This is a genomic window from Hyphococcus formosus (assembly GCF_046736345.1).
Lineage (GTDB): Bacteria > Pseudomonadota > Alphaproteobacteria > Caulobacterales > Parvularculaceae > Hyphococcus > Hyphococcus formosus.
In genome coordinates this window covers 172,538-194,976 of sequence record NZ_CP157210.1, presented here as the reverse complement: position 1 = coordinate 194,976, position 22,439 = coordinate 172,538, and the positions used below count along the sequence as shown (strand labels likewise).

20 protein-coding genes are annotated in these 22,439 nt (G+C 54.0%); 15 read left to right on the top strand and 5 right to left on the bottom strand.

Features of this window, described 5'->3' with window-relative positions:
* The first annotated feature begins 29 nt into the window (after window positions 1-29).
* A complete protein-coding gene (locus tag ABFZ83_RS00870) occupies window positions 30-476 on the top strand; it encodes a GNAT family N-acetyltransferase (protein ID WP_411818855.1) in 447 nt (148 codons plus the stop codon).
* 23 nt (window positions 477-499) lie between these two features.
* Here the strand turns inward: ABFZ83_RS00870 and ABFZ83_RS00865 are convergent, their stop codons facing one another.
* Window positions 500-2,389 carry a DUF885 domain-containing protein gene (locus ABFZ83_RS00865; RefSeq protein WP_411818854.1) on the bottom strand — a complete coding sequence of 630 codons (1,890 nt, stop codon included), beginning with the start codon at window positions 2,387-2,389 and terminating at the stop codon, window positions 500-502.
* A 213-nt stretch (window positions 2,390-2,602) separates the two neighbouring features.
* Between ABFZ83_RS00865 and ABFZ83_RS00860 the strand changes: the two genes are divergently transcribed.
* Window positions 2,603-3,157, top strand: a complete 555-nt coding sequence (locus ABFZ83_RS00860; protein ID WP_411817544.1) for a class I SAM-dependent methyltransferase — start codon at window positions 2,603-2,605, stop codon at window positions 3,155-3,157.
* Window positions 3,158-3,208: 51 nt separating this feature from the next.
* Here the strand turns inward: ABFZ83_RS00860 and ABFZ83_RS00855 are convergent, their stop codons facing one another.
* Window positions 3,209-4,993 (bottom strand): acyl-CoA dehydrogenase C-terminal domain-containing protein, encoded by a 1,785-nt coding sequence (locus ABFZ83_RS00855; RefSeq protein WP_411817543.1) that lies wholly within the window; start codon window positions 4,991-4,993, stop codon window positions 3,209-3,211.
* 276 nt (window positions 4,994-5,269) lie between these two features.
* On the opposite strand from ABFZ83_RS00855, the gene ABFZ83_RS00850 reads away from it, so the two are divergent.
* The 8 genes from ABFZ83_RS00850 to ABFZ83_RS00815 all read left to right on the top strand — a co-directional run bounded on the left by ABFZ83_RS00850 (window position 5,270) and on the right by ABFZ83_RS00815 (window position 14,902).
* Window positions 5,270-8,302 carry a hypothetical protein gene (locus ABFZ83_RS00850; protein WP_411817542.1) on the top strand — a complete coding sequence of 1,011 codons (3,033 nt, stop codon included), beginning with the start codon at window positions 5,270-5,272 and terminating at the stop codon, window positions 8,300-8,302.
* Between the two features lie 128 nt (window positions 8,303-8,430).
* Window positions 8,431-9,345: a sulfite exporter TauE/SafE family protein gene (locus ABFZ83_RS00845; protein WP_411817541.1), complete on the top strand. Its 915-nt coding sequence runs from the start codon at window positions 8,431-8,433 to the stop codon at window positions 9,343-9,345.
* A complete protein-coding gene (locus tag ABFZ83_RS00840) occupies window positions 9,342-10,097 on the top strand; it encodes a TIGR02186 family protein (RefSeq protein ID WP_411817540.1) in 756 nt (251 codons plus the stop codon). Before ABFZ83_RS00845 ends, ABFZ83_RS00840 begins: the two co-directional genes overlap by 4 nt.
* Before the next feature lie 43 nt (window positions 10,098-10,140).
* Entirely contained in the window at window positions 10,141-10,623 is a 483-nt protein-coding gene (locus tag ABFZ83_RS00835; RefSeq protein WP_411817539.1) for a DUF3429 family protein, read from the top strand.
* A 46-nt stretch (window positions 10,624-10,669) separates the two neighbouring features.
* Window positions 10,670-11,590: a bile acid:sodium symporter family protein gene (locus ABFZ83_RS00830; protein WP_411817538.1), complete on the top strand. Its 921-nt coding sequence runs from the start codon at window positions 10,670-10,672 to the stop codon at window positions 11,588-11,590.
* A complete protein-coding gene (locus ABFZ83_RS00825; protein WP_411817537.1) occupies window positions 11,587-13,341 on the top strand; it encodes an N-acyl-D-amino-acid deacylase family protein in 1,755 nt (584 codons plus the stop codon). Before ABFZ83_RS00830 ends, ABFZ83_RS00825 begins: the two co-directional genes overlap by 4 nt.
* A 14-nt stretch (window positions 13,342-13,355) precedes the next feature.
* Window positions 13,356-14,483 (top strand): iron-containing alcohol dehydrogenase, encoded by a 1,128-nt coding sequence (locus tag ABFZ83_RS00820; protein ID WP_411817536.1) that lies wholly within the window; start codon window positions 13,356-13,358, stop codon window positions 14,481-14,483.
* Window positions 14,483-14,902: an acyl-CoA thioesterase gene (locus tag ABFZ83_RS00815; protein WP_411817535.1), complete on the top strand. Its 420-nt coding sequence runs from the start codon at window positions 14,483-14,485 to the stop codon at window positions 14,900-14,902. Before ABFZ83_RS00820 ends, ABFZ83_RS00815 begins: the two co-directional genes overlap by 1 nt.
* Here the strand turns inward: ABFZ83_RS00815 and ABFZ83_RS00810 are convergent.
* Window positions 14,882-15,736, bottom strand: coding sequence for a TauD/TfdA dioxygenase family protein (locus ABFZ83_RS00810; RefSeq protein WP_411817534.1), 855 nt, complete (start codon window positions 15,734-15,736; stop codon window positions 14,882-14,884). The two genes, ABFZ83_RS00815 and ABFZ83_RS00810, sit on opposite strands and share 21 nt — an antisense overlap.
* Before the next feature lie 94 nt (window positions 15,737-15,830).
* Here ABFZ83_RS00810 and ABFZ83_RS00805 point away from each other — a divergent pair, with 94 nt between their 5' ends.
* Complete coding sequence (locus ABFZ83_RS00805; protein WP_411817533.1) at window positions 15,831-17,435, top strand: carboxyl transferase domain-containing protein; 1,605 nt, start codon at window positions 15,831-15,833, stop codon at window positions 17,433-17,435.
* 3 nt (window positions 17,436-17,438) lie between these two features.
* Here ABFZ83_RS00805 and ABFZ83_RS00800 read toward each other — a convergent pair whose 3' ends face one another.
* Window positions 17,439-17,852, bottom strand: a complete 414-nt coding sequence (locus ABFZ83_RS00800) for a DUF3775 domain-containing protein (RefSeq protein WP_411817532.1) — start codon at window positions 17,850-17,852, stop codon at window positions 17,439-17,441.
* 117 nt (window positions 17,853-17,969) lie between these two features.
* On the opposite strand from ABFZ83_RS00800, the gene ABFZ83_RS00795 reads away from it, so the two are divergent.
* The 4 genes from ABFZ83_RS00795 to ABFZ83_RS00780 are packed head-to-tail and all read left to right on the top strand — an operon-like array spanning window position 17,970 to window position 22,204.
* Window positions 17,970-18,761, top strand: a complete 792-nt coding sequence (locus ABFZ83_RS00795; RefSeq protein WP_411817531.1) for an enoyl-CoA hydratase/isomerase family protein — start codon at window positions 17,970-17,972, stop codon at window positions 18,759-18,761.
* A complete protein-coding gene (locus tag ABFZ83_RS00790; RefSeq protein ID WP_411817530.1) occupies window positions 18,761-19,285 on the top strand; it encodes a GNAT family N-acetyltransferase in 525 nt (174 codons plus the stop codon). The genes ABFZ83_RS00795 and ABFZ83_RS00790 overlap by 1 nt, the downstream gene beginning before the upstream one ends.
* Before the next feature lie 8 nt (window positions 19,286-19,293).
* The gene (locus tag ABFZ83_RS00785; RefSeq protein WP_411817529.1) at window positions 19,294-21,306 is read left to right on the top strand and encodes an acetyl/propionyl/methylcrotonyl-CoA carboxylase subunit alpha; all 2,013 of its coding nucleotides are present in this window, start codon (window positions 19,294-19,296) and stop codon (window positions 21,304-21,306) included.
* A gap of 1 nt (window position 21,307) precedes the next feature.
* Window positions 21,308-22,204 carry a hydroxymethylglutaryl-CoA lyase gene (locus ABFZ83_RS00780; RefSeq protein ID WP_411817528.1) on the top strand — a complete coding sequence of 299 codons (897 nt, stop codon included), beginning with the start codon at window positions 21,308-21,310 and terminating at the stop codon, window positions 22,202-22,204.
* Here ABFZ83_RS00780 and ABFZ83_RS00775 read toward each other — a convergent pair.
* Window positions 22,151-22,360 carry a DUF2061 domain-containing protein gene (locus ABFZ83_RS00775; RefSeq protein WP_411817527.1) on the bottom strand — a complete coding sequence of 70 codons (210 nt, stop codon included), beginning with the start codon at window positions 22,358-22,360 and terminating at the stop codon, window positions 22,151-22,153. The two genes, ABFZ83_RS00780 and ABFZ83_RS00775, sit on opposite strands and share 54 nt — an antisense overlap.
* Window positions 22,361-22,439 lie beyond the last annotated feature (79 nt).

Sequence of the window (22,439 nt, the reverse complement as noted above, 5' to 3'; positions counted from 1 at the left end):
AGCGAAAGCCGCATTGCGTTCCATGAAAAATCAAAATTAGTTATAATTTTCATGGCCTTAGAGGAAACCTGACAACACGTATCGCCGTCCGCCGGCAACCATTTCGTCGCCGGACTGTTTCCCGCCTGCATGGCGAATACTGGAAAGTATTTACTAATCAATGGTTAATCGGAGGTCAGATCATGAGTGAAGAATTGGACATCAAACACGAAGAACATGACCGAGGCGGACGATATTTCGCCGAGGTCAAAGGCGGCACCGCCGAACTCACTTATGACAAGGTCAGAAAGAACGTCATCAACGTTCATCATACATTTGTGCCGCCTGAATCGCGCGGCGGAAAGATTGCGCAGACTTTAGTCGAAAAAGCAGTTGAAGAAGCACGTACAAATGATACGCGGATAATTCCTCAATGTCCGTATGTGGACAAATTGTTCCAGCGCCGTTCAGACCTTGACGAAGTCCGTGCGATCTGACGGCGCTGAAATCAATTCATGCGTTAGCTCGCCTGTTGATCTTTAATCCATTGATCAACACGGCGCTCTAGAATGGCCAGCGGCATTGCGCCCCCACCCAATACCGTATCGTGGAAGCCCTTGATGTCGAAATCATCGCCAAGGGCTTCTTTCGCTTTGGTGCGCAGCTCCAGTATTTTCAGCATACCGATTTTATAAGCCGTCGCCTGTCCGGGCATTACGATATAACGCATAACTTCTGAGCGGATCTGTCCATCAGCAGCGGGAGAGTTCTCAAGGAAATAATCGACCGCCTCTTCCTGCGTCCAGCCTTTGGCATGGATACCGGTATCGAGCACCAGACGGATCGCCCGCCAGATTTCAGTGGTCAGGCGACCAAAGTCTGAATATGGATCGGCATAGGCACCCATTTCCTTGGCAAGCAGCTCTGAATAAAGGCCCCAACCTTCGGAATAGGCGGTAAAGCGGGCTTGCGTGCGGAAGGCCGGCACGCCCTCAAGCTCTTGCGCGATGGAAATCTGCATATGGTGCCCCGGATTGCCTTCGTGATAAGCGATCACTTCAAGCTGCGGGATTGGCATCGCCCCCATATCCGATAAATGGGCATAATAAATGCCGGGACGAGAACCATCCGGCGTTCCGGGGTAATAATGCTGGGCTCCGCCGTCACGCTCGCGGAAGGCTTCGACCCGCTTCACGACCAAATCGGCTTTCGGCAAAATGCCGAAATATTCTGGCAGCAGATCATTTATATAGTCGAGTTTCTCTTCGGCCGTATCGATATAGGCCTGCCGTCCCTCATCCGTATTCGGATAGTAGAACTGCTCGTCCTCGCGGACAAATTTGAAGAACTCCTGAAGCGTTCCTTCAAAACCGACCTGTTCCTTGATCGCTTCCATCTCACCGCGAATGCGGGCGACTTCATCAAGACCAAGCTGGTGAACTTCCTCGGCGGTCATGTCGGTCGTGGTCGAGTAGGCCAGCCGCTCGTTATAAAACGCCTCGCCTTGGGGCAGACTACCGACACCTTTTGCATCAGCATCACTATTTTCGAGATCGCTTTCAAACCACGCGATCAACGCATCCATACTTGTCTTATAGGCAGTAACCAACGCCTCGCGTGCTTCAGCGCGCATGGTTTCGGCCTGCTCTTCGTCGATCGCCCCATTTTGCAAAAGCGTATCAATTTTCTTGTTTGCATCAGCCCAAAGCGGCGCATCGCCCTCGCCGTTAAATGGCGCACCGGTGACGAGCGCACGGGATTGTTTAAGAACACCTTCATAGGCAAAACGCGGCGGACGCACGCCTTCGGATGCGTTGGTCTGAGCGCGTTCCAAAGCCTGTTCCAGCGCTCTCGAAATGCCGCCGATACGGGTGATGTATGCATCCATATCTTCGGCAGTTTCAACGCGGTGGAAATTGATCAAGAAGTTGGAAAGGTTTGCATGCGGACCACTCATTTGGTGGAACACATATTTGCGGCGACGGAAATCATGCGCGGCTTCTGCCTGCTCTAGCTGATAGGCAAAAATATCATATGAAGTCTTGGCTTCCGGTGTCAGCTTTTCGTAGTCAAACTCCGCTTTCATTTCTGCGACTGCATTCCTGCGCCATTCAAGCTGGCGGTCGCTCGCCTCTTCGCTGTAATCATCAACGAGCGCCTGGTCATCCTTGCGACCAAGATAAGTTTTCATCATTGGCGAGAAATTAAGCTCTTCTTCCCAACGCTCAGCAAACCACTGATTAAGCCGTTCTGTTTCAGCGGCGATGGCCTCTGCGCTGTTCTCGGCGCTAGTCTCTGTCGCGGCGCTTTCGCTCGTCTGAGCGGGTGTCGTTGGCGCGTCATTATCAGCCCCTTGCCCGCAAGCCGCGAGCGATACCGTCCCCAAAAGCATCAGGGTCAATCGGCGCATATCCATAAGTCGTCCTTTCAAGTGCGAAACTGCCTTAATCCGTACCTACGGATCAGTTAGCGAATAAACAAGGTCTGGAAACCGGATCGCGGAAGCGCGCCCCGGAAGTGGTGTAACCTTTTTTTAAGCATGAACCGGTCTGTTGCTCAAACCGAATTCACCTTTTTGAAGCGTTGTTGCGATATATTCATCAATAAAAGGCGGCATCCAGCTATGGGCATATTGTCGAAACATTTATCGGACGCAAGGCTCGCTAAAATAAAACCCTATATACAGGGTGATCTTTTGGATATTGGTTGCCAGCGTGGCCAATTAGGACAATTGGTCGACGATCAGATCACCAGCTATACGGGCGTTGATATCAGCGCCGATGCCATTTCCGCCGCTCGCAACGAAAATCCGCACGCACAATTTGTAGCGCTCAATATCGATCAGGACCCGCTGCCCTTTCGCGAAGAATTCGATACGATCGTCATGTCGGCGCTGATTGAACATATCTTCAATCTTCGCCTATTGGGCGAAGGGCTTTCGCAAGCGCTCAAACCCGGCGGGCGAATCGTTCTGACGACCCCCACCCCATTCGGGAATGATGTAGTTCATCGTATCGGCGCAATGCTCGGTCTCTTCAGTAAAGAAGCCGCTGACGATCATATCGTCATATTCAATCGCAAGCGGTGCGAGATCTTTGCCCAAGAATTCGGCCTGAAGCTCGCGGACTACAAATTGTTCCAAATGGGCTGCAACCAGTTAGCGGTGCTTGAGAAATAAAAAAGGGCGCATACATTTCTGCATGCGCCCCGTTGGATTATTTCGCCGCGCTTAGAACGCTTCTTCTGGCAGCGCCATCATCGTATCCGCGCCCGCTTTGATTTTCTCAAGATGCATACCTGTATCCGGCAACATACGGTCGAGGAAATAACGACCGGTGATCAATTTGTTCTTATAGAAATCATCACCGGAATCTTTTTTCGCGATCGCCGCCTTCGCCATCATCGCCCATGAATAAGCAAGACAGGTCAGCGCAAAGAGCGACAGATAATCCATCGAGCTTGCGCCCGCATTGTTAAAGTTGGTCATCGCATTCGCGCCAAACCACTGTGTGGCCTCTAAAGTTTGGGCTTTGGCCTTTTCCAATCCGTCGAGGAACGGCTTCAATTCCTCATCACCCTGATTATCAGAGATAAACTGGTCGATCTCGGCGAAATAGGTCTGCCATGCGCGGCCACCATCTTTCATCAATTTCCGGCCCACAAGGTCAAGCGCCTGAATACCGTTCGCGCCTTCATAAATCATGGCAATTCGCGCATCGCGCACAAATTGTTCCATACCCCATTCGGAAATATAGCCGTGACCACCCAAGATCTGCTGGGCATTGGTCGCGTGCCAATATCCCTTCTCGGTCAGGTACGACTTAAGGATCGGCGTCATCAGCCCCATATAATCGTCAGCTTTTTGGCGCGTTGTCTCGTCCTCGGCATGTTTATGGAGGTCACCATAAAGCGCTGACCAATACATCCAGGCGCGCGCACCCTCGGTGAAGGCACGCTGATCCATCAGCATACGGCGGACATCCGGGTGAACGATGATCGGGTCAGCCGGTTTCTCTGGCGCTTCCGGCCCGGTCAGCGCACGCCCCTGCAGACGATCTTTGGCATAGGCCGCACCATTCTGATAGGCGACTTCGGAAATCGCCATGCCTTGCATGCCAACGCCAAGACGCGCTTCGTTCATCATGGTGAACATCGCGCGAAGGCCTTTGTTCTCTTCGCCGAGCAAATAGCCGGTTGCTTCGTCATAATTGAGCACACAGGTCGCGTTGCCGTGGATACCCATTTTTTCTTCGATCGAGCCGCAGCTCACGCCATTGCGTTCGCCATTGCTGCCATCTTCATTGATCAGGAATTTCGGCACGATAAAGAGCGAAATCCCCTTCACCCCTTCGGGCGCACCTTCGATCCGCGCCAGCACGAGATGGATGATGTTGTCCGTCAGATCATGCTCACCGGCGGAGATGAAAATCTTGGTGCCGGAAATTTTGTAACTGCCGTCGCCATTCGGTACCGCCTTGGTCCGCAAGAGCCCCAGATCGGTTCCGCAATGGGGCTCTGTGAGGTTCATGGTGCCGCCCCACTCGCCGGCAATCATGTTCGGCAGATATTTCTGCTTTTGCTCGTCAGTGCCGTGGGCGTGTATCGCATCAGCCGCGCCGCGCGCCAGACCGCCATACATGCCAAACGCCATATTCGCCGCAGACACCATTTCACTGACGGCCACCGCGAGAACATAGGGAAGCCCCTGGCCGCCATAATCCGGATCGAATGAAAGGCCCTGCCATCCGCCCTGTTTGTAAATCTCATAGGCTTCTTTGAACCCGGTCGGCGTCGTGACCGAACCGTCAGGATGGCGGGTACAGCCTTCCTTATCGCCAACTTGATTGAGCGGGTGCAACACATTGGAGGTCATCTTCGCGCCTTCTTCAAGGATCGCTTCGACCACATCTTCCGAGGCTTCGGAAAAGCTGGGAAGATTAGAATATTTAGATAGTTGCAGGACGTCGTTAAGAACGAACTGCATGTCTTTTAGGGGGGCGTTATAGGTCGTCATGGTCGGATACTCCGTCGGTGAAGCTTGATTTGAGCACCAATGTAGACATCCGCGCGATCAGGTTAAAGCTTGGATGACAGTGGGGATGTTTAGGAACTGCGTTCGGTTCCGAATCAGCGTTAAGCTTTCATTAATCATTAGGCCTTTTTCCTTGCTCATTAAGGGTTTGCGCCTTCTGCGAAGCAGCTTACCAGTGAAATGTTCGCCTAGGCGCGCTCAGCGTCGGATCTGGACGAAATACGGGGAATTCGCCCCAGCGAATTACGGTGATACAACATGAAATCGAACGCGCCATGGAGCGTCAAAGGCATAGAACGCGACGCGCGGGAAACCGCCAAAGAAGCAGCTCGGCGCGAAGGCATGACCGTTGGTGAGTGGCTCAATAAAAAAATCTACAGCCACGGCCAGGAAAGCAACGATGTTTCCGAAGGCGAAGTCGAGGGTCTCAAACTTCGCGACCTCGTCACCGCAATTGAGCATCTTAGAAATCGTGTTGTTGAAGCCGAGAACCGCAACAACAAGATGGTCACCGAGCTATCTCGGAATGTCGGCGGTTTTGTTGAGCGCATTCAACGCCTGGAACGCGTTAAACCCGAAGAAGGTTCTTATCAGGATCTATTGAGCCGGGTTGAGCGTGTTGAGCGCGCGACCGGTGACCGCAGCCGCATCGAGGCGCTCAAGGCACTTGAAAAAGCCGTCGCGCAAGTTGCTGTCCAATTCAACAATGCACAGAAAACCACCCTCACCCGCCTCGATTCCGCCGAACAGCAATTGCAGGAATTTGCCGCACGCATCGATAAGGTCGGTGAGACATCTGAGCCAGACGATGTGAATGCGCTGAAATCTGCGATTGAAGATCTCGCGCAGCGTGTCTCGAAAGCAGAGCGCATCGCCGAAGAGGCTGCGCAGCTAAAAGACGCAGCCGCCGATTCAAGCGATCCGGAATTTGTCGAGCGGACAGGCGCGCGCCTTCGCGTTCTTGGGGATGAAATCAAACGTGGCGGCGACCAAATTCGTTCGCTGGAAAATACGATTGCCAAACTCTCTGGCCAGATCGAAGCGGCGGAGAAACGCAGCTCCGAAGGCGTTCAGAAAGTTGCGGATACGATTGCCGAGGTCCGTACCCAATTGCTGGAAGATGAAAGCAATGACGGTAGCGCCGATGTCGAAGCATTGCTCGAAAGCGCGCGCAAGGACACCGAAGCCCGTATAGAAGAATTGCAGCGCTCGCTCGAAGAAATGAATGCGCGCTTTGAAGAAATCGACCGCGTTGCCGCCGATATTGACGCGGCCGAGAAAGACCTCGCGGACATCGACGAGCCGGCAGCCGAACAGGTCGCCGACGACCTGACAGACGCGTTTGACGAAACACTGGAAGTCGATTTCGAACGTGAAGCCGATCTCGATGCCGAACCCGATGCGGAAGAAATCGTAGATGAGGCCGTTGCGGAGACCGACGACCAAGTTAGCGATGAACTCGGCAATGATGATGTTGATGCGGCGATCGACGACATCGAAGAAGCCGTAGCGGCGCTCGATCTGGACGATGACGCCGATAATGATCCCTTCGCATTCGCCGACACGCCTGATGAAGAAGCGCCGGAAACGGAAGCTGCGGCAGATGCCATTCAGGAAGAAGACGAAGCAACTGCGATCGAAGACATCAGCTTTGAACTTGATGACGAAGCGGATGATGACGTTACGGGCGAAGCCGATGACGAGATTTCCGTTCACGAAGAGTTTGCGGACAATGAAGAGCCGGCCCAAGACGAAAAAGCCGGCCATGCGCGGGCATTGCTCGCAGAGGTTCGCGACGCCCTGACCGGCGACGGATTACCAAAAGCTGACACCGCCGAAGAAGAAACACCTGAAGGCGATGACAATCTTTCGGCTCAAGAGGAAGATGAAACCTCAGCAGCAGATGATCGTGTTGACGAGGATGATGACGAGCAAGCACCGAACACTGCGTCGCTCAATCCAGATATTGTCGGCGAAACGGCAACGACGACGACCGATACGAAACCAGTCAATAAAGACGAATATCTGAAAGCTGCGCGGCAGCGGGCAAAAGAAGCAAGCGCTGAACGCGCCGCCTCTAAGAAACGTCCCTCCCTTGCGCACCTGACCGCAAAACAGCGCGCTATCCTTGCTGCGCGCGCACGTCAAAAACGTGCGCAACTCGAAAGCAAAGCCGACGAGCGGGCAGAAACCGCCGCAGAGGTTTTCGAGGGCGCGGCAGCGGTCGAAGCTGCTTTCGAAGCGCGCGAACGCCGAGCGCGCAACCGCGCGGCCGAAAAGCCCGAAACAACCACAGATGCAGAACCAACCGGTCGCTTTTCAAAGCTGACAGCGGCCCTGTCATCTGCACGCAGCCGTCTTTCCAAAAAAAAAGGTGAAAAAGACGAGACACCCGTAGCGCCGGAAGCGAATGAGGAGATTACCGCGCCCACGTCGGCTGACGAAACCGCCGAAACGGACAGCCGCAATAATGACCGGGAAGCGTTTGAATCGCTGCAGGCCAATAGCTCGACCAAACCGGTCGCAATTGCGCTGGGTATCGCCATCCTCTTGGCGGTTGCCGCGCTCGCTTACCTCATGAAAGACATGGTCTTTAAACCGGGTGCTGAAACACGCACGAGCAGCGGCTCACCCGCCGCGGTGACAGAACCGGTTGAAACAACAAGCGGCGAAGAAGCGCTTGTCTCCGTGCCGGAAGCGCCAGCGATTGATCCGCAAGCCGTCTATCTCGAAGCAATGTCCGCTTTAAGCGCCGCCGAGGATGAAACGGCTGCGGGCGCGGCGATCAGCCAACTACAAGACGCGGCGGCTCTCGGCTTCCCGCCCGCACAGCTTCAACTTGGTGAGCTATACAAGAGCGGCCAAGGCGTCGATCAGGATCTCGGCCAGGCGCGTGTCTGGTTCCGCCGCGCCGCCAATGGCGGCAATGTGTTGGCCATGCACCGGATCGGCGTCATGACCGCGCGCGGTGATGGCGGCCCTGCGGATAGTCAGGAAGCGATTGCGTGGTTTGAACGCGCCGGAAATTACGGCCTCGTTGACTCGCAATATAATCTCGGCGCGATTTACCATCCGACCGGCGACAGCACCTCGACGATTCAGGACGCCGCAAAAGCCTATTACTGGTATGCGCTCGCCGCGCGTAATGGCGACGCCGCTGCTGAACCGCTGGCCGCTGGTGTCGCGGTCGCGCTTTCAGAAAGCGAAAAAGCCGCAATCGATCAACAAGTCGCGGCTTGGACGGCGAACGAAACAAATGCCGACGCAAACCTGAACAGCACAACAGGCTAAGACAAGAACACCTTATTGCGTTTACGGAAATTGCCGGGATGTCGCGGGTGTCTTGCTTGCGCGTCAATGCCGGGCACGCCTATAACAATTTAAACATTTGGCGTTCCTAAACCTTCGGCATTTCACCCATGCAACTTTATCTCCCCATCGCGGAGATGCCTGTCGATCCCTTTGTCATTATGGCGATGGGTGGCGCGGTCGGATTTTTATCCGGGATGTTTGGCGTCGGCGGTGGCTTTCTGATGACGCCGCTTCTCATATTTTATGGCATTCCCCCTGCGGTTGCCGTCGGTACGGAAACCACCCAGATCGTCGCGTCGTCGGTTTCTGGCGTCACGGCCCACCTCAAACGTAAAACCGTCGATTTTCAGATGGGCGGTTTTCTGGTGGCTGGTGGTGCCTTCGGCTCCTTTACCGGCGTGATGATCTTCCGGGCCTTAAGCGCCAGCGGACAGGTCGAGCTGATTATTTCTCTGGCTTATGTGCTTTTCCTCGGGATTATCGGCGGGCTCATGCTGACGGAAAGTCTGCGCGCCCTGATCCGCGCTCGCGATACCCGTCCAAGGCCACGCAAACGACGCAGCCCGGCTTGGCTCGCGGCGCTTCCCTTTGCGATGCGGTTCCGGTCTTCACAACTTTACATTAGCCCCCTCGCCCCGATCATGTTCGGTTTCTTCGGCGGGATGATGGCCGCGATCATGGGCGTTGGCGGCGGCTTCATCATGGTGCCGGTGATGCTTTATATTCTGAACATGCCCACCAATGTGGTTGTCGGCACATCGCTATTTCAGATTATTTTCGTCACGGCACTGACGACCATTCTTCATTCGGCAGCCAACCAGACCGTCGATATTGCGCTGGGGTTGATGTTGATGATTGGCGGCGTCATCGGCGCACAGCTGGGCGCACGCGCCGGCGTCAAACTCCGCGCCGAACATTTACGGGCATTGCTCGCGCTTATCGTTCTCGCCGTCTGCGCACGGTTATTGATCGACCTAGCGGTGCCGCCTGTCTCACCCTTTTCCATCCAGGGTGTGTCATGAGGTTTCTGTTTTTCGCCTTGGTTTTTCATGCGCTTTACCCCGCCAATGCGGCTAATATCGAACTCGGCATTGCCGACGACCGCGTCGAGGTAGACACAAGTTTTGCCGGTGCAAAACTCACGCTGTTTGGTGCCGTCACAGGGATCGAAGACCCATCAAACGAAGTTGATATTATCTCCGTCATTCGCGGCCCCGAGGCCCGGTTTCAAATTCGCCAGATCGAGAAAAACCGCCTTATCTATGTTCCGGGCACAACCCATCATGTGGAGCGCGCACCGGGGCTTTACCTGACAAACTCAACCCGGCCCGTAACCGATATTGCGCCTCTCCCCTTACAGGACCAATATCGTCTTGGCGCTGAGTTTCTCGACTTCGACATCCAATCGCCGGAAACGCATAGCGACGAAATCGACAAAACACTTCTTTATCGAGAAGCTTTTTTAAATGAAGCGCGCTCCCTCGGCCTCTATGAAGCCCGGATCGGCGGCATCGAATTTAAAAAAGGCGCGCTCTTTACAATCAATGCACGCCTGCCGGCCAATACGCCCGTCGGTGAATATTCGGTGTCGGTCTATTTATTCCGCAATGGCGAATTGCTCTCTACCGATCATGCGGAACTGGGGGTGAACCGCGTCGGCGTTGAACGCCGCCTTTACGATTTCGCCTTCGAACGACCGATTTCTTACGGGGTGTTTTGCGTAATCGTATCGCTTTTCGCCGGTTGGATTGCGAGCGTCGCATTCCGCAAATAGGTTTTTTCCGCTAGCATGCCCTCCGGGTTCAATGGGGGGATCAATGGCGAAGAATAAACAATCGCAGGAGCTAACGCGGCTCGGATTGATCGCGCTCATTCCGCTTATCATTTCGGCGGCTGCGCTTTGGCTAAGCCCCGCAATTTTGCCGCAACATATCGCCTTGGATTTTCATCAGATTGCCTTGGCTGCGGCCGCGATATTCATCGTTTTTTTCGCCGGCGCGGGTTTTGGCACATCGATCGGCGCGAACGCGACCAGCTCGCCTTTACCGAATATACTGATTACCCTTCTTGCCTTTCTCGCCATCCTTCCCAATGGCGTGTTTTTCCTCGCACTGGGCGCGGCGCAACGGCATTTCATTTTGCTGGTTCTCATGATTTATCTGCTGGCCCGCGATCTGGCGACCGTATCCGGCCATAGCGCGCCGCGTTGGTATGGCACACTGCGCATCAGGCTTACTTTCTGGGCGGGAATTTCTATAATCCTGATTATCAGTCGGCTCTTGCTCTGGGGCTATTATTAAAGATAGCGCAAGATTAGTTGCGCGGATTGTGGTTTGACTTCCCCTCATGGATGAAAACGCCCTTGACCAGCTAACCATCGCGCTAGACCCGACCGCTCAAACTTTATTGGCGCTCGCCATTGTGACGATGATCTTTGCGATCGCGCTTGGCCTTAAAACCGAACATTTTTCATTTTTGCGGCAGGACCCGAAATTATTCTGGGGCGGATTAGCCGCTCAGCTGATTGGGCTGCCGGTCATGACATTGTTGTTGGTGACCTTAATTGCGCCGCATCCGTCTATTGCACTCGGCATGATCGTTGTTGCGGCATGCCCCGGCGGCAATGTCTCGAATTTCATGACATGGGGTGCGCGCGGCGACATCGCCTATTCCGTTTCGCTGACCGCCGGATCAAGCGTAATCGCCACCCTTTGGACGCCTGCGGCTATATTATTGTGGTCCAGCCTTTATGGGCCAACCTCCGAGTTGCTTGATACAATTGCGTTTGACCGCACGCGCTTTGTGATTCAAACGACTTTCATGCTCGCCGTACCACTTGGCCTGGGCATGGCCACCGCGCGATATTTACCGCAAATTGCCGAACGCATTCGAAAACCACTCGCCATGATTGGCGGCGGAATCCTCGCCTATGTGGTTATTGTCGGTGTCATTGGCTTTTGGCCATTGCTCGTCGCTGGCTGGATGCTGATTTTATTTCCGGTGGCGGCACATAATGCTTCAGCATTTGGACTAGGTTGGCTTTCTGGTCGATTGTTAGGCGCAACAGAAAACAGACGCAGGTCCCTCACCTTCGAAGTCGGCATCCAAAACGCAGGTCTCGCCGTTGTTCTGCTTTTAGCACAACTAAAAGGTTTAGGTGGTGCCGCCGCTATCGCAGCTGCATGGGGTGTTTGGCACTTCATCTCCGGCGGCGTTATGATCTCCCTGTTCCGTTTTCTCGATTGGCGAAAGGCAAAAGCGTTATGAGCTTCGATCTGAAAATCACCGGTGGCTTGATTTACGATGGCAATGGCGGCGAAGCCATTCGCGCGAATATCGGTATTAAAGACGGACTAATCGCTGAAATTGGCGAATGTTCAGGCGATGCGAAGGAAATTGTCGATGCCACAGGCGCAATTGTCACCCCCGGCTTTGTCGATATCCATACCCATTATGATGGCCAGGTTTCATGGGACCAGGAATTGCGTCCGTCGGTCAACCATGGCGTGACGACCGTTATTATGGGCAATTGCGGTGTTGGATTTGCACCGGTCAAACCTGACGATCACGACCGCCTTATCCGCCTGATGGAAGGCGTTGAAGATATTCCGGGTACGGCCCTTCATGAGGGGCTTTCGTGGAACTGGGAAACCTTCCCCGAATATATGGATGCAATTGACGCCATGCCGCATACGATCGATTTCGGCGTCATGATCGGACATGACCCGTTGCGGGTCTATGCCATGGGGGAGCGCGCAACCGCATTTGAAGAAGCAACCGATGATGACATCAAATTGATGCAATCCATCGTAACGGATGCAATGAAAGCCGGTGCTGCCGGATTTTCCATAGGCCGCACAGATGTTCACCGCACCGCGGACGGCGACTGGACGCCGAGCGCCGAAGCGGGCCTGCGTGAATTAACGGCCTTATCAAGCACGCTGGCGGATCTCGACCATGGTGTGCTTCAGATCGTCAATGACTTTAACCTCGAGCGTGAAGGCGATCAATTTGACGAAGAGTTTGAGATTGTCGAAAAATTCGTCCGCGCTGGTGGCGGTAAACCTGCCTCGATTTCGCTAATGCAACGGGACATGGCACCGAATGACTGGCGGCGCATCCTTGATGAAACTGAACGGCTGAACAAGGACGGTATAGAGTTTCACGTTCAGGTCGCGCCGCGCGCCATTGGGGTTTTTCAGGGGCTTCAATGCACCTTCCACCCAATGATGGCGCAACCAAGTTATATCGAAATCAAAGATAAACCGCTGGCCGAACGTGTCGCGATTATGCGTGATCCGGCATTCAAAAAGAAATGCCTCGCCGAAGAGCCCGTCAAGCTCGCGGGCGAAGGGTCATCGGTACCGCCAATTGCGGATACCATGATCGCCGCGCTTGAGCTTGTGGCGAACAAGTTTTTCCGCCTTGGCGAAAACCCGGACTATGAACAATCAGCAGACCAATCACTGGGAGCAGAGGCCCGGCGCGACGGCGTAACGGCCAAGGAAAAGCTCTATGACACCTTGCTTGAGCTTGATGGCAAGCAACTGATCTATTTTCCGATCTATAATTATACCGAATTCAATTATGACAATGTCCACAAGATGCTGACCCATCCGGCGGCCCTGCCCGGCCTTTCTGATGGCGGCGCGCATGTGGGGACGATTTGCGATGCCAGCTTCCCGACCTATTTACTGACCCATTGGTGCCGGGATCGCGACCATGACCGGCTTGACCTTTCCCGGGCGATTAAATTTCTGAGCGCCGACGGTGCCGATTATCTGAGGTTAAACGACCGTGGGCGGATCAAGGTCGGTTTGCGGGCAGACCTCAACATTATCGACCACAACAAATTGCGGCTGGGCCCGCCCAAAATGGTGCAGGATCTTCCGGCCGGTGGGCAACGCCTATTGCAACCCGTATCCGGTTACCGCGCAACCTTTGTCGCCGGTCAGCGCGTTATTGCCAATGACGAAGTGACTGACGCTCGACCAGGCCGATTGGTTCGGTTTGGATAGTTTGGGAAAAGCCGATGAATTTCACTTTTGATACCGTACCGAATTTGATTTTTGAAACCGGCGCGGCCAATCGCCTTGGTGAGATCATCAAAGAACGGATGCAGCGGCCATGCGTTGTTACCGATAAAGGTGTCATCAATGCGGGATTGATCGACGATGCGTTGGCCAGCCTGAAAAAAGCCGGGTTAGACTATCATTTGTTTGACGGTGTTGAGGCCGATCCCCCCGCTAAGGTCGTACGCGGTGCCGTTGAGGCAGCGCGTCAACATGGCAGCGATGGCGTAATCGGGTTTGGCGGCGGATCATCCATGGACACCGCAAAAGTCATTGCGGTTCTTTTAAAGTCTCAACAAAGCCTCGAAGAGATTTACGGCACTGACACGGTGCGCGGCGACCGTGCGCCTTTGGTATTATTGCCAACAACCGCCGGTACCGGATCGGAAGTTACCAATATTTCGATCATTACGAGCGATGACGATTTGAAAATGGGCATTGTTGCACCACAACTCTATGCCGACCTTGCGATACTCGATGCGTCCCTCACCTTATCGATGCCGCGCCACGTCACCTCGGCGACGGGTATCGACGCAATGGTACACGCCATCGAAGCCTTCACCAACAAGCTTTACAAAAATCCGATCTCAGATGCGCTGGCGACGAAAGCCCTAAGCCTACTCTCGCAAAATATTCAGCGCGCCTGTGATGAACCCGGCGACACGTCGGCGCGCGAAGCCATGTTGCTTGGTGCCTTGCTCGCGGGACAGGCGTTCACGAACTCTCCTTGCGCCGCTGTTCATGCAATGGCCTATCCGCTAGGGGTTCATTTTCATGTGCCCCATGGGCTTGCAAATTCGCTGATGCTCGCGCCGGTTCTTCGCCATAACATGCCGGTTGCGGAAAAGCTTTATGCGGAACTTGGCCCCGTCATTGGTGCATCTCATAGCGCCAATGATTTTCTCGATACTATGCTTTCAATCTGTGCGGGAACGGGCGTTAAAAACCGCCTTTCCGATGTAGGTGTATCGCATAATGTATTACCGAAACTGGCCGAGGACGCAATTAAGGTCGAACGCTTGATGAGGTGTAACCCGCGCGAAGTCACCTATGATGATGCGTTAAGGCTTTATACTGAGGTTCTTTGATGGGGCGGCGTGGCGACTACAAACATTTTCTGCCGCTGCAAACGCGATGGGCAGATAATGATATTTATGGCCATGTGAATAATGTGGCCCATTACGGCTATTTTGATACGGTCGTGAACGAGTTCCTGATTTCCCAAAAGGTTCTTGATATCCACAATGGCCCAGTCATCGGCCTTGTGGTGGAGACCGGTTGCAAATATTTCGTACCGCTCGAATTTCCGCAAAAGCTCGAAGGCGCTTTGCGTGTCGCCCATATCGGGAATTCATCTGTGCGTTATGAATTAGCGATATTCAAAGCGGGTGATGACGCGCCAGCCGCAGAGGGACATTTCATTCATGTCTATGTTGATCGGGATGCGCGCAAGCCTGTTCCCCTTCCGCAACAATTCCGAAAAGCCCTAGAGACTATTCTCGTCTGATCGCCACGCCGCGATCGTCGTCCGATGAAGCTTGCGGGCGTAACCATCATAACCGCCCGTTGCCATATGTAACACCGAACGGTTGTCCCACATCACCAACATATTCTCCCGCCATTTGTGTCTGTACTGAAATTCTTCCCGGGTTTGCCACGCATATAGCTCCGCAAGAAGCGCCATGCCCTCAGCTTGATCCATATCGGCGATCCCGGTGATATAGCCAATACAGCCATAAATCGCTTCGCGGCCGGTTTCCGGATGCGCCCTGATGATCGGATGGCGCTGTTCGACCATCGCATCGTCGGAAGCGCGAATATCCATCGAACGATCTTTCGCGTCTCGTTTACCATAAACACCGTCTGGCGCATAAGGCACACGGGCGGAATGAATTGCCTCTACCCCCTCCAGTTTACGGCGCAGCTCATCCGGCATTTTCTCAAGCGCCCAATGCTGATTCGCAAAAAGCGTGTCCCCGCCCTGCGGCGGAATGGTGATTCCGAAAAGACAGGTGCCTGCCGGCGGATTTTTTTGGAAGCTCCAATCCGTATGCCAGCTCTCGGCGAATATGGGTGCGGTTTCATCGGCCGCTCGTTGAACCGCAATAATGTGGTCGCGCCCTTCAATAGGCGCAATGAACGGATCGTCTCCAAATTCGCCGAAATAAAGCGTAAATCGCTCTAGGTCATCGTCGCTCATAGCATGATCTGGGAATATCAACACATGATGCTCAAGCCATGCTGTTCGCAAAGCGGAAACCACTTGTTTGGTTAAAGGACGTGTAAGGTCGATATCAGTAACGACTGCCCCGAACCCGCCCGGCTTTGGAGTCAATTTCATCGGCCACACTCCTTATCCCTTGCCCCACACTCTTATTCCCTTCGCACATTAGCTTTGATAGGTTACCCCAAACACGAGGGAAACGCAGTAGAACATGCCAGTAATACAAACGAAGATCGACCCGCGCTCGGAAAGCTTTGCGACCAATGCCAGGGCCATGCGCGACGCCGTGGATACCTTACGCGCAAATATGGACCGTGTTGCCGAAGGGGGCGGCGAAGCGCGCAACGAACGCCACAAAAAGCGCGGAAAATTATTGGCACGAGAGCGCATTGCACGCCTGCTTGATCCGGGTGCGCCCTTTTTAGAGATCGGGCAGTTTGCGGCGTGGGAAATGTATAGCGGCGATGTCATGGCCGCTGGGGTCGTCGCGGGCCTTGGTCGCATCAATGGTGTTGAATGTATGATCGTCGCAAATGACCCGACGGTCAAAGGCGGTACCTATCACCCGATGACGGTGAAAAAACATTTGCGTGCACAGGAAATCGCACAGGAAAATAGACTGCCGTGTATATATCTCGTTGAGAGTGGCGGCGCGTTCTTGCCCATGCAGGACGAAGTCTTCCCCGATAAAGACGACTTCGGGCGGATTTTTTATAATCAGGCGCAAATGTCGTCGATGGGCATCCCGCAAATTGCCGTTGTCCATGGCTCCTGCACGGCGGGCGGTGCTTACGTCCCGGCGATGTCGGACGAAGCGATCATCGTTAAAAAGCAAGGCACGATTTTTCTGGGTGGCCCACCCCTCGTCAAAGCAGCAACCGGTGAAGTCGTATCCGCCGAAGATTTAGGGGGCGGCGACACCCACACGCGCATTTCTGGCGTCGCCGATCATCTCGCCGAAGATGACGACCACGCATTAGGCATTGCGCGCCAGATTGTTTCGCGCCTTAATTGGGTGAAACTTGGCGAGGTCACAATGGCCGAACCAACCCCACCGCTATATGACGCCGAAGAGCTTTATGGCGTGGTCGAGGCAGATGCGCGCAAACCCTATGACGCGCGAGAGATCATCGCACGCATTGTTGACGGTTCTGACTTTGACGAATTCAAACCGCTTTACGGCTCAACATTGGTAACCGGCTTTGCGCGCCTGCATGGCTTCCCTGTCGGCATTCTCGCCAATAACGGAATTTTATTTTCTGAAAGCGCAAAAAAGGGTGCGCATTTCATCGAGCTGTGTTGCCAGCGCAAAATTCCGTTGATCTTTCTACAGAATATTACCGGCTTTATGGTCGGGCGCGCAGCCGAAGAAGGCGGCATCGCCAAGGATGGCGCGAAATTGGTAACCGCTGTGGCGACCGCCAATGTTCCGAAGTTCACTGTCGTTGTTGGTGGCTCCTATGGGGCCGGGAATTACGGCATGTGTGGCCGCGCCTATGGCCCACGTTTTATGTTTATGTGGCCGAATGCGCGGATCTCGGTTATGGGCGGCGAACAGGCCGCGAGCGTACTCGCGACCGTAAAGCGCGATGGCCTCCGTGAGGGAGAAACCTGGTCCGAGGAAGACGAGGAAGCCTTTAAAGATAAAATCCGCGCCGGCTATGAGGCGCAGGGCTCTCCCTATTATTCTTCGGCGCGGTTATGGGATGACGGTATTATTGATCCTGCGCAAACGCGTGATGTTCTGGGCTTATGCATATCAGCATCGCTGAATGCGCCGGTCAAAGAAACGAAATTCGGTGTATTCAGGATGTAGCGATTAAACCGCCCCGATACGGGCATCACAGCGGATGTTTTCTTTTTCCAATCCGCTCGCAAGATACTCTGCAGATGCAGGATCGTTCCGTATCAGGTCTATTATGGGCTGGTTCATGTCCATTGATGCTTTTTTCGCCGCTTCCAGATTTTCGTAGCTATCGCGATCACGACCAAGGAGGAACAAACCTGCCAATTCTTGCATTTGCTCAGACTCCAACCCTTCCAGAAGGCCAACAATCTCCGCTAGGTTTCCGGTGTCCTGCCCTTCAGCAAGAACATCGTCCATGCGCATTTTATTGGGCTGGCCTTCATCAATATCGTTGGAAACGAGCACATCAGGGCCAGCGGCTTCCTTACCGTGGAGTCGCCTGATCTTATAAATGAGCGCACATGCGGTATCTGGATCGAGGATCATGGTGCCTCCGGTTGTTTTGCTTTCTAAAACGATAACAACCGCACAGCAGAAATAGTTCGCCTAGTGGCGAAAGATCAAAATTTGGCCTATGAATTGGGGCATATGGGAGACGATAAAATGAACGATAAAGTACTTATTACCACCATAGATAATCGCGGCGTTGCGCGGCTCACCATGAATCGGCCGGACATACGAAATGCGTTCAATGAAGAACTGATCGGCGAAATTTGTGACACCATGGGGCGCTTAAATGCTGACCCGAATGTGCGCGTTATCGTTATCACCGGCAGCGGCACCGCATTTTCGGCCGGTGCCGATCTGAATATGATGAAGCGCGCAGCAGGTTACTCCGCTGCGGAAAACAAAGATGATGCGCGTCGCCTCGCCCACATGTTGAGCTCGATCTATCATTCCCCCAAACCCACCGTTGCGCTTGTGAACGGCCCTGCAATGGGGGGCGGCCTTGGCCTTATTGCCGCTTGTGATATTGCCATTGGTGCGGATACGTCGTTTTTTGCGTTGACCGAAGTTCGGGTTGGATTGGTGCCCGCGGTGATTTCGCCCTTCGTCATTCAGGCAATCACCGTTCGTCAGGCCAGACGGCTATTTGTCAGCGGCGAACGTTTCGATGCTGCCCACGCAGAAAAGATCGGGCTATTACACAAATGTGTGCCTGCCGATACTCTGAATGACGAACTAGAAGAAGTTCTCAAAAATCTCTTATTATGCAGTCCCGCCGCACAAGATTCCGCAAAAGAACTCATCCGCAGCGTTTCCTACAGAACGCCAAACGATAATGTCATGGAAGAGACAGCCGGGATCATTGCCAAGGCAAGAACCAGCAAAGACGGCAAGGAAGGTATCGCCGCCTTTTTGGAAAAACGAAAACCCAACTGGCAGGAAAAGTAATGTCAGGGCTTGGTCAGGTCATACGGAAAATCACGACCGATGATTACGATGCTGTCGCTGCGCTTCTCGCAAGCGCCTTTGGGCGACAGGATGAGGCTGACCTTGTCCGCAGATTATGGGCAGAACACGCGACAAAATTTGAGCGCGTATCAGAGATAAGCGGCGTCATCGTTGGCTATTGTGCGTTCAGCCCCGTCACCTCCAAACCTGATCTTGATGGCTTATTACTCGGCCTTGGGCCGCTCGCGGTTGCACCGGAACATCAAAATCAGGGCATTGGATCTGAACTTGTCCATACAGGCCTCAAGATCTGCCGCGATAACAATGCGCGCCTGATCGCGGTCTTGGGCGATCCCAAATATTACGCGCGCTTTGGGTTTGAACCCGCATCTAAACGCAAAATGACTTGGGCCGGATTTGACGCTGGCGACGCCTTTCGCGTCATAACCCGCGACGATGACGACCTCGACGTCGAAGACATTCGCGTCATTCATTATCACCCCGCATTCGACAGTGTTTCATAAGGGCCGTTATGTTTAAAAAAATTCTTATCGCCAATCGCGGTGAAATTGCCGTTCGGGTTGCCCGGACAGCGCGGAAAATGGGCGTATCGACAGTTGCGGTGTTTTCCGATGCTGATCGCGATGCACCGCATGTGCGGGCCTGCGACGAAGCGGTTTACATCGGCCCCTCGCCCGCGGCGGAAAGTTATCTTCGCACCGAAAAAATTCTCGATGCGATCAAAAAAACCGGCGCGGAAGGTGCTCACCCCGGCTATGGTTTTCTTTCGGAAAATGCAGAATTCGCTGACGCTCTCGAAAAGGCTGGCGTTGTGTTTATCGGCCCAACAGCCGAAACCATCCGCGCAATGGGGTCAAAATCGGCGGCGAAAGACCTGATGGAAGCGGCAGATGTGCCGACGACACCAGGATATCAGGGTGCGGACCAATCCGTTGAAATATTCAAAAAAGAAGCCGCGCGAATTGGCTATCCGGTTCTTTTAAAAGCAACCGCCGGCGGTGGCGGCAAGGGCATGCGCATGGTCGAAAAGGAACACGACCTAGAAGATGCGCTCAAATCCGCCCAGCGAGAAGCAAAATCCGCGTTTGGCGATGACCGGTTTTTGATCGAAAAATATATCGCACGGGCGCGCCATGTTGAGGTTCAGATTTTTGGTGATGGCACCGGGAATGTCGTTCATATGTATGAACGCGATTGCTCGATCCAGCGGCGGCACCAAAAAGTTATCGAAGAAGCACCCGCGCCGGGCCTGTCGGACGACCTGCGAGCGTCGCTATTAAAGGCCGGTGTCGATGCCGGTAAAGCGGTCAATTATCGCGGCGCAGGCACGGTTGAGTTTCTTTACGATCCTAAAGACGAAAAAGTCTATTTCATGGAAATGAATACGCGTCTGCAGGTTGAGCACCCTGTATCCGAAGCGATTACCGGACTTGATTTCGTCGAGTGGCAACTGCGGATCGCGGCTGGTGAGGGTTTACCGCTTGCGCAAGATGAAATCGGTGAAACCGGCCACGCATTTGAAGCGCGCCTCTACGCCGAAAACCCCGCCAGTAATTTTGCGCCATCAATCGGCACCCTGACGACCTTGCGGCTGCCGGTCGAACATGCGCGCATCGATTCCGGTGTTGAGGAAGGACAGGCAATTACGCCCTATTATGATCCGATGATCGCCAAGGTCATTACCTATGGCACCAGTCGCGATGAGGCCCTGGGGCGATTACGTGCAACATTGAAAGAGACGCGTGTTGCCGGACTGGAAATGAATGCGCAATTTCTTTACGCGCTTGCTGCGGCCCCTGATTTTATTGCGGGTGATGTCTCAACCCGTTTCATCGAAGAGCATAAAAGCGAACTCTTTGACGACAAGAAAAGCGATAAGCGCGTTTGGGCGGCTGTGGCTTTATGGAAACTGGAACAATCCGCCCCTGCCAATGATGATCCGTGGGCATCGCTAAAAGGATTTCGCCTAAACCGCCCTACACACGAATTAATGTGGATCGATTATCAGGGCGCGCCCGCAATAATGCGCCTGTCACAAGATGGCGACGACTTTAAAGCCACACTTGAACCCGATGCCGCCGCAGCGGCGCGGCGCGAGGGCCGCGAACCGCAAGACACACTCTCATTCTCCTTCTCCGGCACCTGCGATGACACCGGGACAATCCGTATGAGCGTCGATCAAGACCAATGCGTCGCGTTCGTCACGAAACATGGCGACGGCTTGCGGGTTTGGATTGGGGCCGATCATTGGGATGTGACCATACCTGACCCACTTTTGGGTATTTCTGCCCATCATTCCAGCGAAGGGTCATTGACGGCCCCGATGCCGGGCGTAATTACCCTGTTATCCGCAAAGGTCGGCGACACGGTCGAAGCGGGTGCGCCGTTATTGATTATGGAGGCCATGAAAATGGAACACGCCGTGAAGGCCCCATTTGATGGAACCGTAAAATCATATCGCTTTGCGGCCGGTGATCAGGTCAAGGATGGCGACTTATTGGTCGAATTTGAAGAAAGCGCCTAGCATGTCTCAGCATATCAGCATTGTCGAAGTCGGCCCGCGCGACGGTTTGCAAAATGAAAAGAGCACCGTCGACATTCCCACCAAAGTTGAACTTATCGAACGACTTGTGAGCGCGGGCATGAAATCGGTCGAAGGCGGCGCATTTGTTTCTCCCAAATGGGTGCCGCAAATGGCCGCCAGTGACGAGGTGATGACCAAGATCAATCGCGTCGAGGGTGTTTCTTATCCAGTGCTGACCCCGAACATGAAAGGTTATGAGGGCGCACGCGCCGTTAAAGCGGATACCGTTGCCGTCTTTGGCGCGGCTTCTGAAAGCTTCAGCCAAAAGAACATTAATTGCTCGATTGAAGAAAGCCTTGAGCGTTTCAAACCCGTCATCGATGCGGCAAAGGCCGATGGCGTGCGTGTTCGCGGATATGTATCCTGCGTGCTTGGCTGCCCTTATGAAGGCAAGGTCTCGCCTGCCGCTGTGGTTCCGATTGCCAAAACGCTTTTTGACATGGGCTGTTACGAAATATCTTTGGGTGACACGATTGGCGTCGGCACGCCGGAAGAAACACGGGCCCTTATTCGCACCGTCTCTGGTGCTGTTCCCGTCTCGGCTCTCGCCGGTCATTTTCATGATACCTATGGCCAAGCCTTGGCGAATATCTGGGCCGCGATTGACGAAGGCGTCCGTGTCTTTGACTCCTCCGTATCCGGACTAGGCGGTTGCCCCTATGCCAAGGGCGCCTCGGGCAATGTCGCTAGTGAAGATGTCGTTTATTCGCTTGAACGCTCTGGCTATGACACCGGGGTCGATCTTGATGCGCTGATTGAAACGAGTATCTGGATCTCCGAATCCTTAGGCCGCAAGCCCGGCTCCAAAGTGACTCTGGCCCGTCACGCCGCTAGCTGACCGGCCGCGCCGCGCCCAAGCCCGTTCATGCAGCGTATAAGCAACCGTCTGAATGACCGGCTCGACAAGGCCAACACCAAGCGCCGCCACCCAGCTACGGGTCACCGCAAAGGCGACGATGACGGCTACGCAAAAATGCATAACGCCATAACTCATTGTTTTTAAAGCACTCTGTTCCATCGCGGGGGTCCACTTATTACTGAGGACCAGAGATATAGTTTTTGCGAACGATTCG

Bases quoted from the DNA above. Each gene is read 5' to 3' on its own strand.
- ABFZ83_RS00805 (WP_411817533.1), top strand. From the start codon at position 15,831: ATGCCAGTAATACAAACGAAGATCGACCCGCGCTCGGAAAGCTTTGCG.
- ABFZ83_RS00810 (WP_411817534.1), bottom strand. From the start codon at position 15,736: ATGAAATTGACTCCAAAGCCGGGCGGGTTCGGGGCAGTCGTTACTGAT.
- ABFZ83_RS00790 (WP_411817530.1), top strand. From the start codon at position 18,761: ATGTCAGGGCTTGGTCAGGTCATACGGAAAATCACGACCGATGATTAC.
- ABFZ83_RS00855 (WP_411817543.1), bottom strand. From the start codon at position 4,993: ATGACGACCTATAACGCCCCCCTAAAAGACATGCAGTTCGTTCTTAAC.
- ABFZ83_RS00830 (WP_411817538.1), top strand. From the start codon at position 10,670: ATGGATGAAAACGCCCTTGACCAGCTAACCATCGCGCTAGACCCGACC.
- ABFZ83_RS00835 (WP_411817539.1), top strand. From the start codon at position 10,141: ATGGCGAAGAATAAACAATCGCAGGAGCTAACGCGGCTCGGATTGATC.
- ABFZ83_RS00845 (WP_411817541.1), top strand. From the start codon at position 8,431: ATGCAACTTTATCTCCCCATCGCGGAGATGCCTGTCGATCCCTTTGTC.
- ABFZ83_RS00820 (WP_411817536.1), top strand. From the start codon at position 13,356: ATGAATTTCACTTTTGATACCGTACCGAATTTGATTTTTGAAACCGGC.
- ABFZ83_RS00800 (WP_411817532.1), bottom strand. From the start codon at position 17,852: ATGATCCTCGATCCAGATACCGCATGTGCGCTCATTTATAAGATCAGG.
- ABFZ83_RS00815 (WP_411817535.1), top strand. From the start codon at position 14,483: ATGGGGCGGCGTGGCGACTACAAACATTTTCTGCCGCTGCAAACGCGA.
- ABFZ83_RS00785 (WP_411817529.1), top strand. From the start codon at position 19,294: ATGTTTAAAAAAATTCTTATCGCCAATCGCGGTGAAATTGCCGTTCGG.
- ABFZ83_RS00775 (WP_411817527.1), bottom strand. From the start codon at position 22,360: ATGAGTTATGGCGTTATGCATTTTTGCGTAGCCGTCATCGTCGCCTTT.
- ABFZ83_RS00795 (WP_411817531.1), top strand. From the start codon at position 17,970: ATGAACGATAAAGTACTTATTACCACCATAGATAATCGCGGCGTTGCG.
- ABFZ83_RS00865 (WP_411818854.1), bottom strand. From the start codon at position 2,389: ATGCGCCGATTGACCCTGATGCTTTTGGGGACGGTATCGCTCGCGGCT.
- ABFZ83_RS00860 (WP_411817544.1), top strand. From the start codon at position 2,603: ATGGGCATATTGTCGAAACATTTATCGGACGCAAGGCTCGCTAAAATA.
- ABFZ83_RS00825 (WP_411817537.1), top strand. From the start codon at position 11,587: ATGAGCTTCGATCTGAAAATCACCGGTGGCTTGATTTACGATGGCAAT.
- ABFZ83_RS00780 (WP_411817528.1), top strand. From the start codon at position 21,308: ATGTCTCAGCATATCAGCATTGTCGAAGTCGGCCCGCGCGACGGTTTG.
- ABFZ83_RS00840 (WP_411817540.1), top strand. From the start codon at position 9,342: ATGAGGTTTCTGTTTTTCGCCTTGGTTTTTCATGCGCTTTACCCCGCC.
- ABFZ83_RS00850 (WP_411817542.1), top strand. From the start codon at position 5,270: ATGAAATCGAACGCGCCATGGAGCGTCAAAGGCATAGAACGCGACGCG.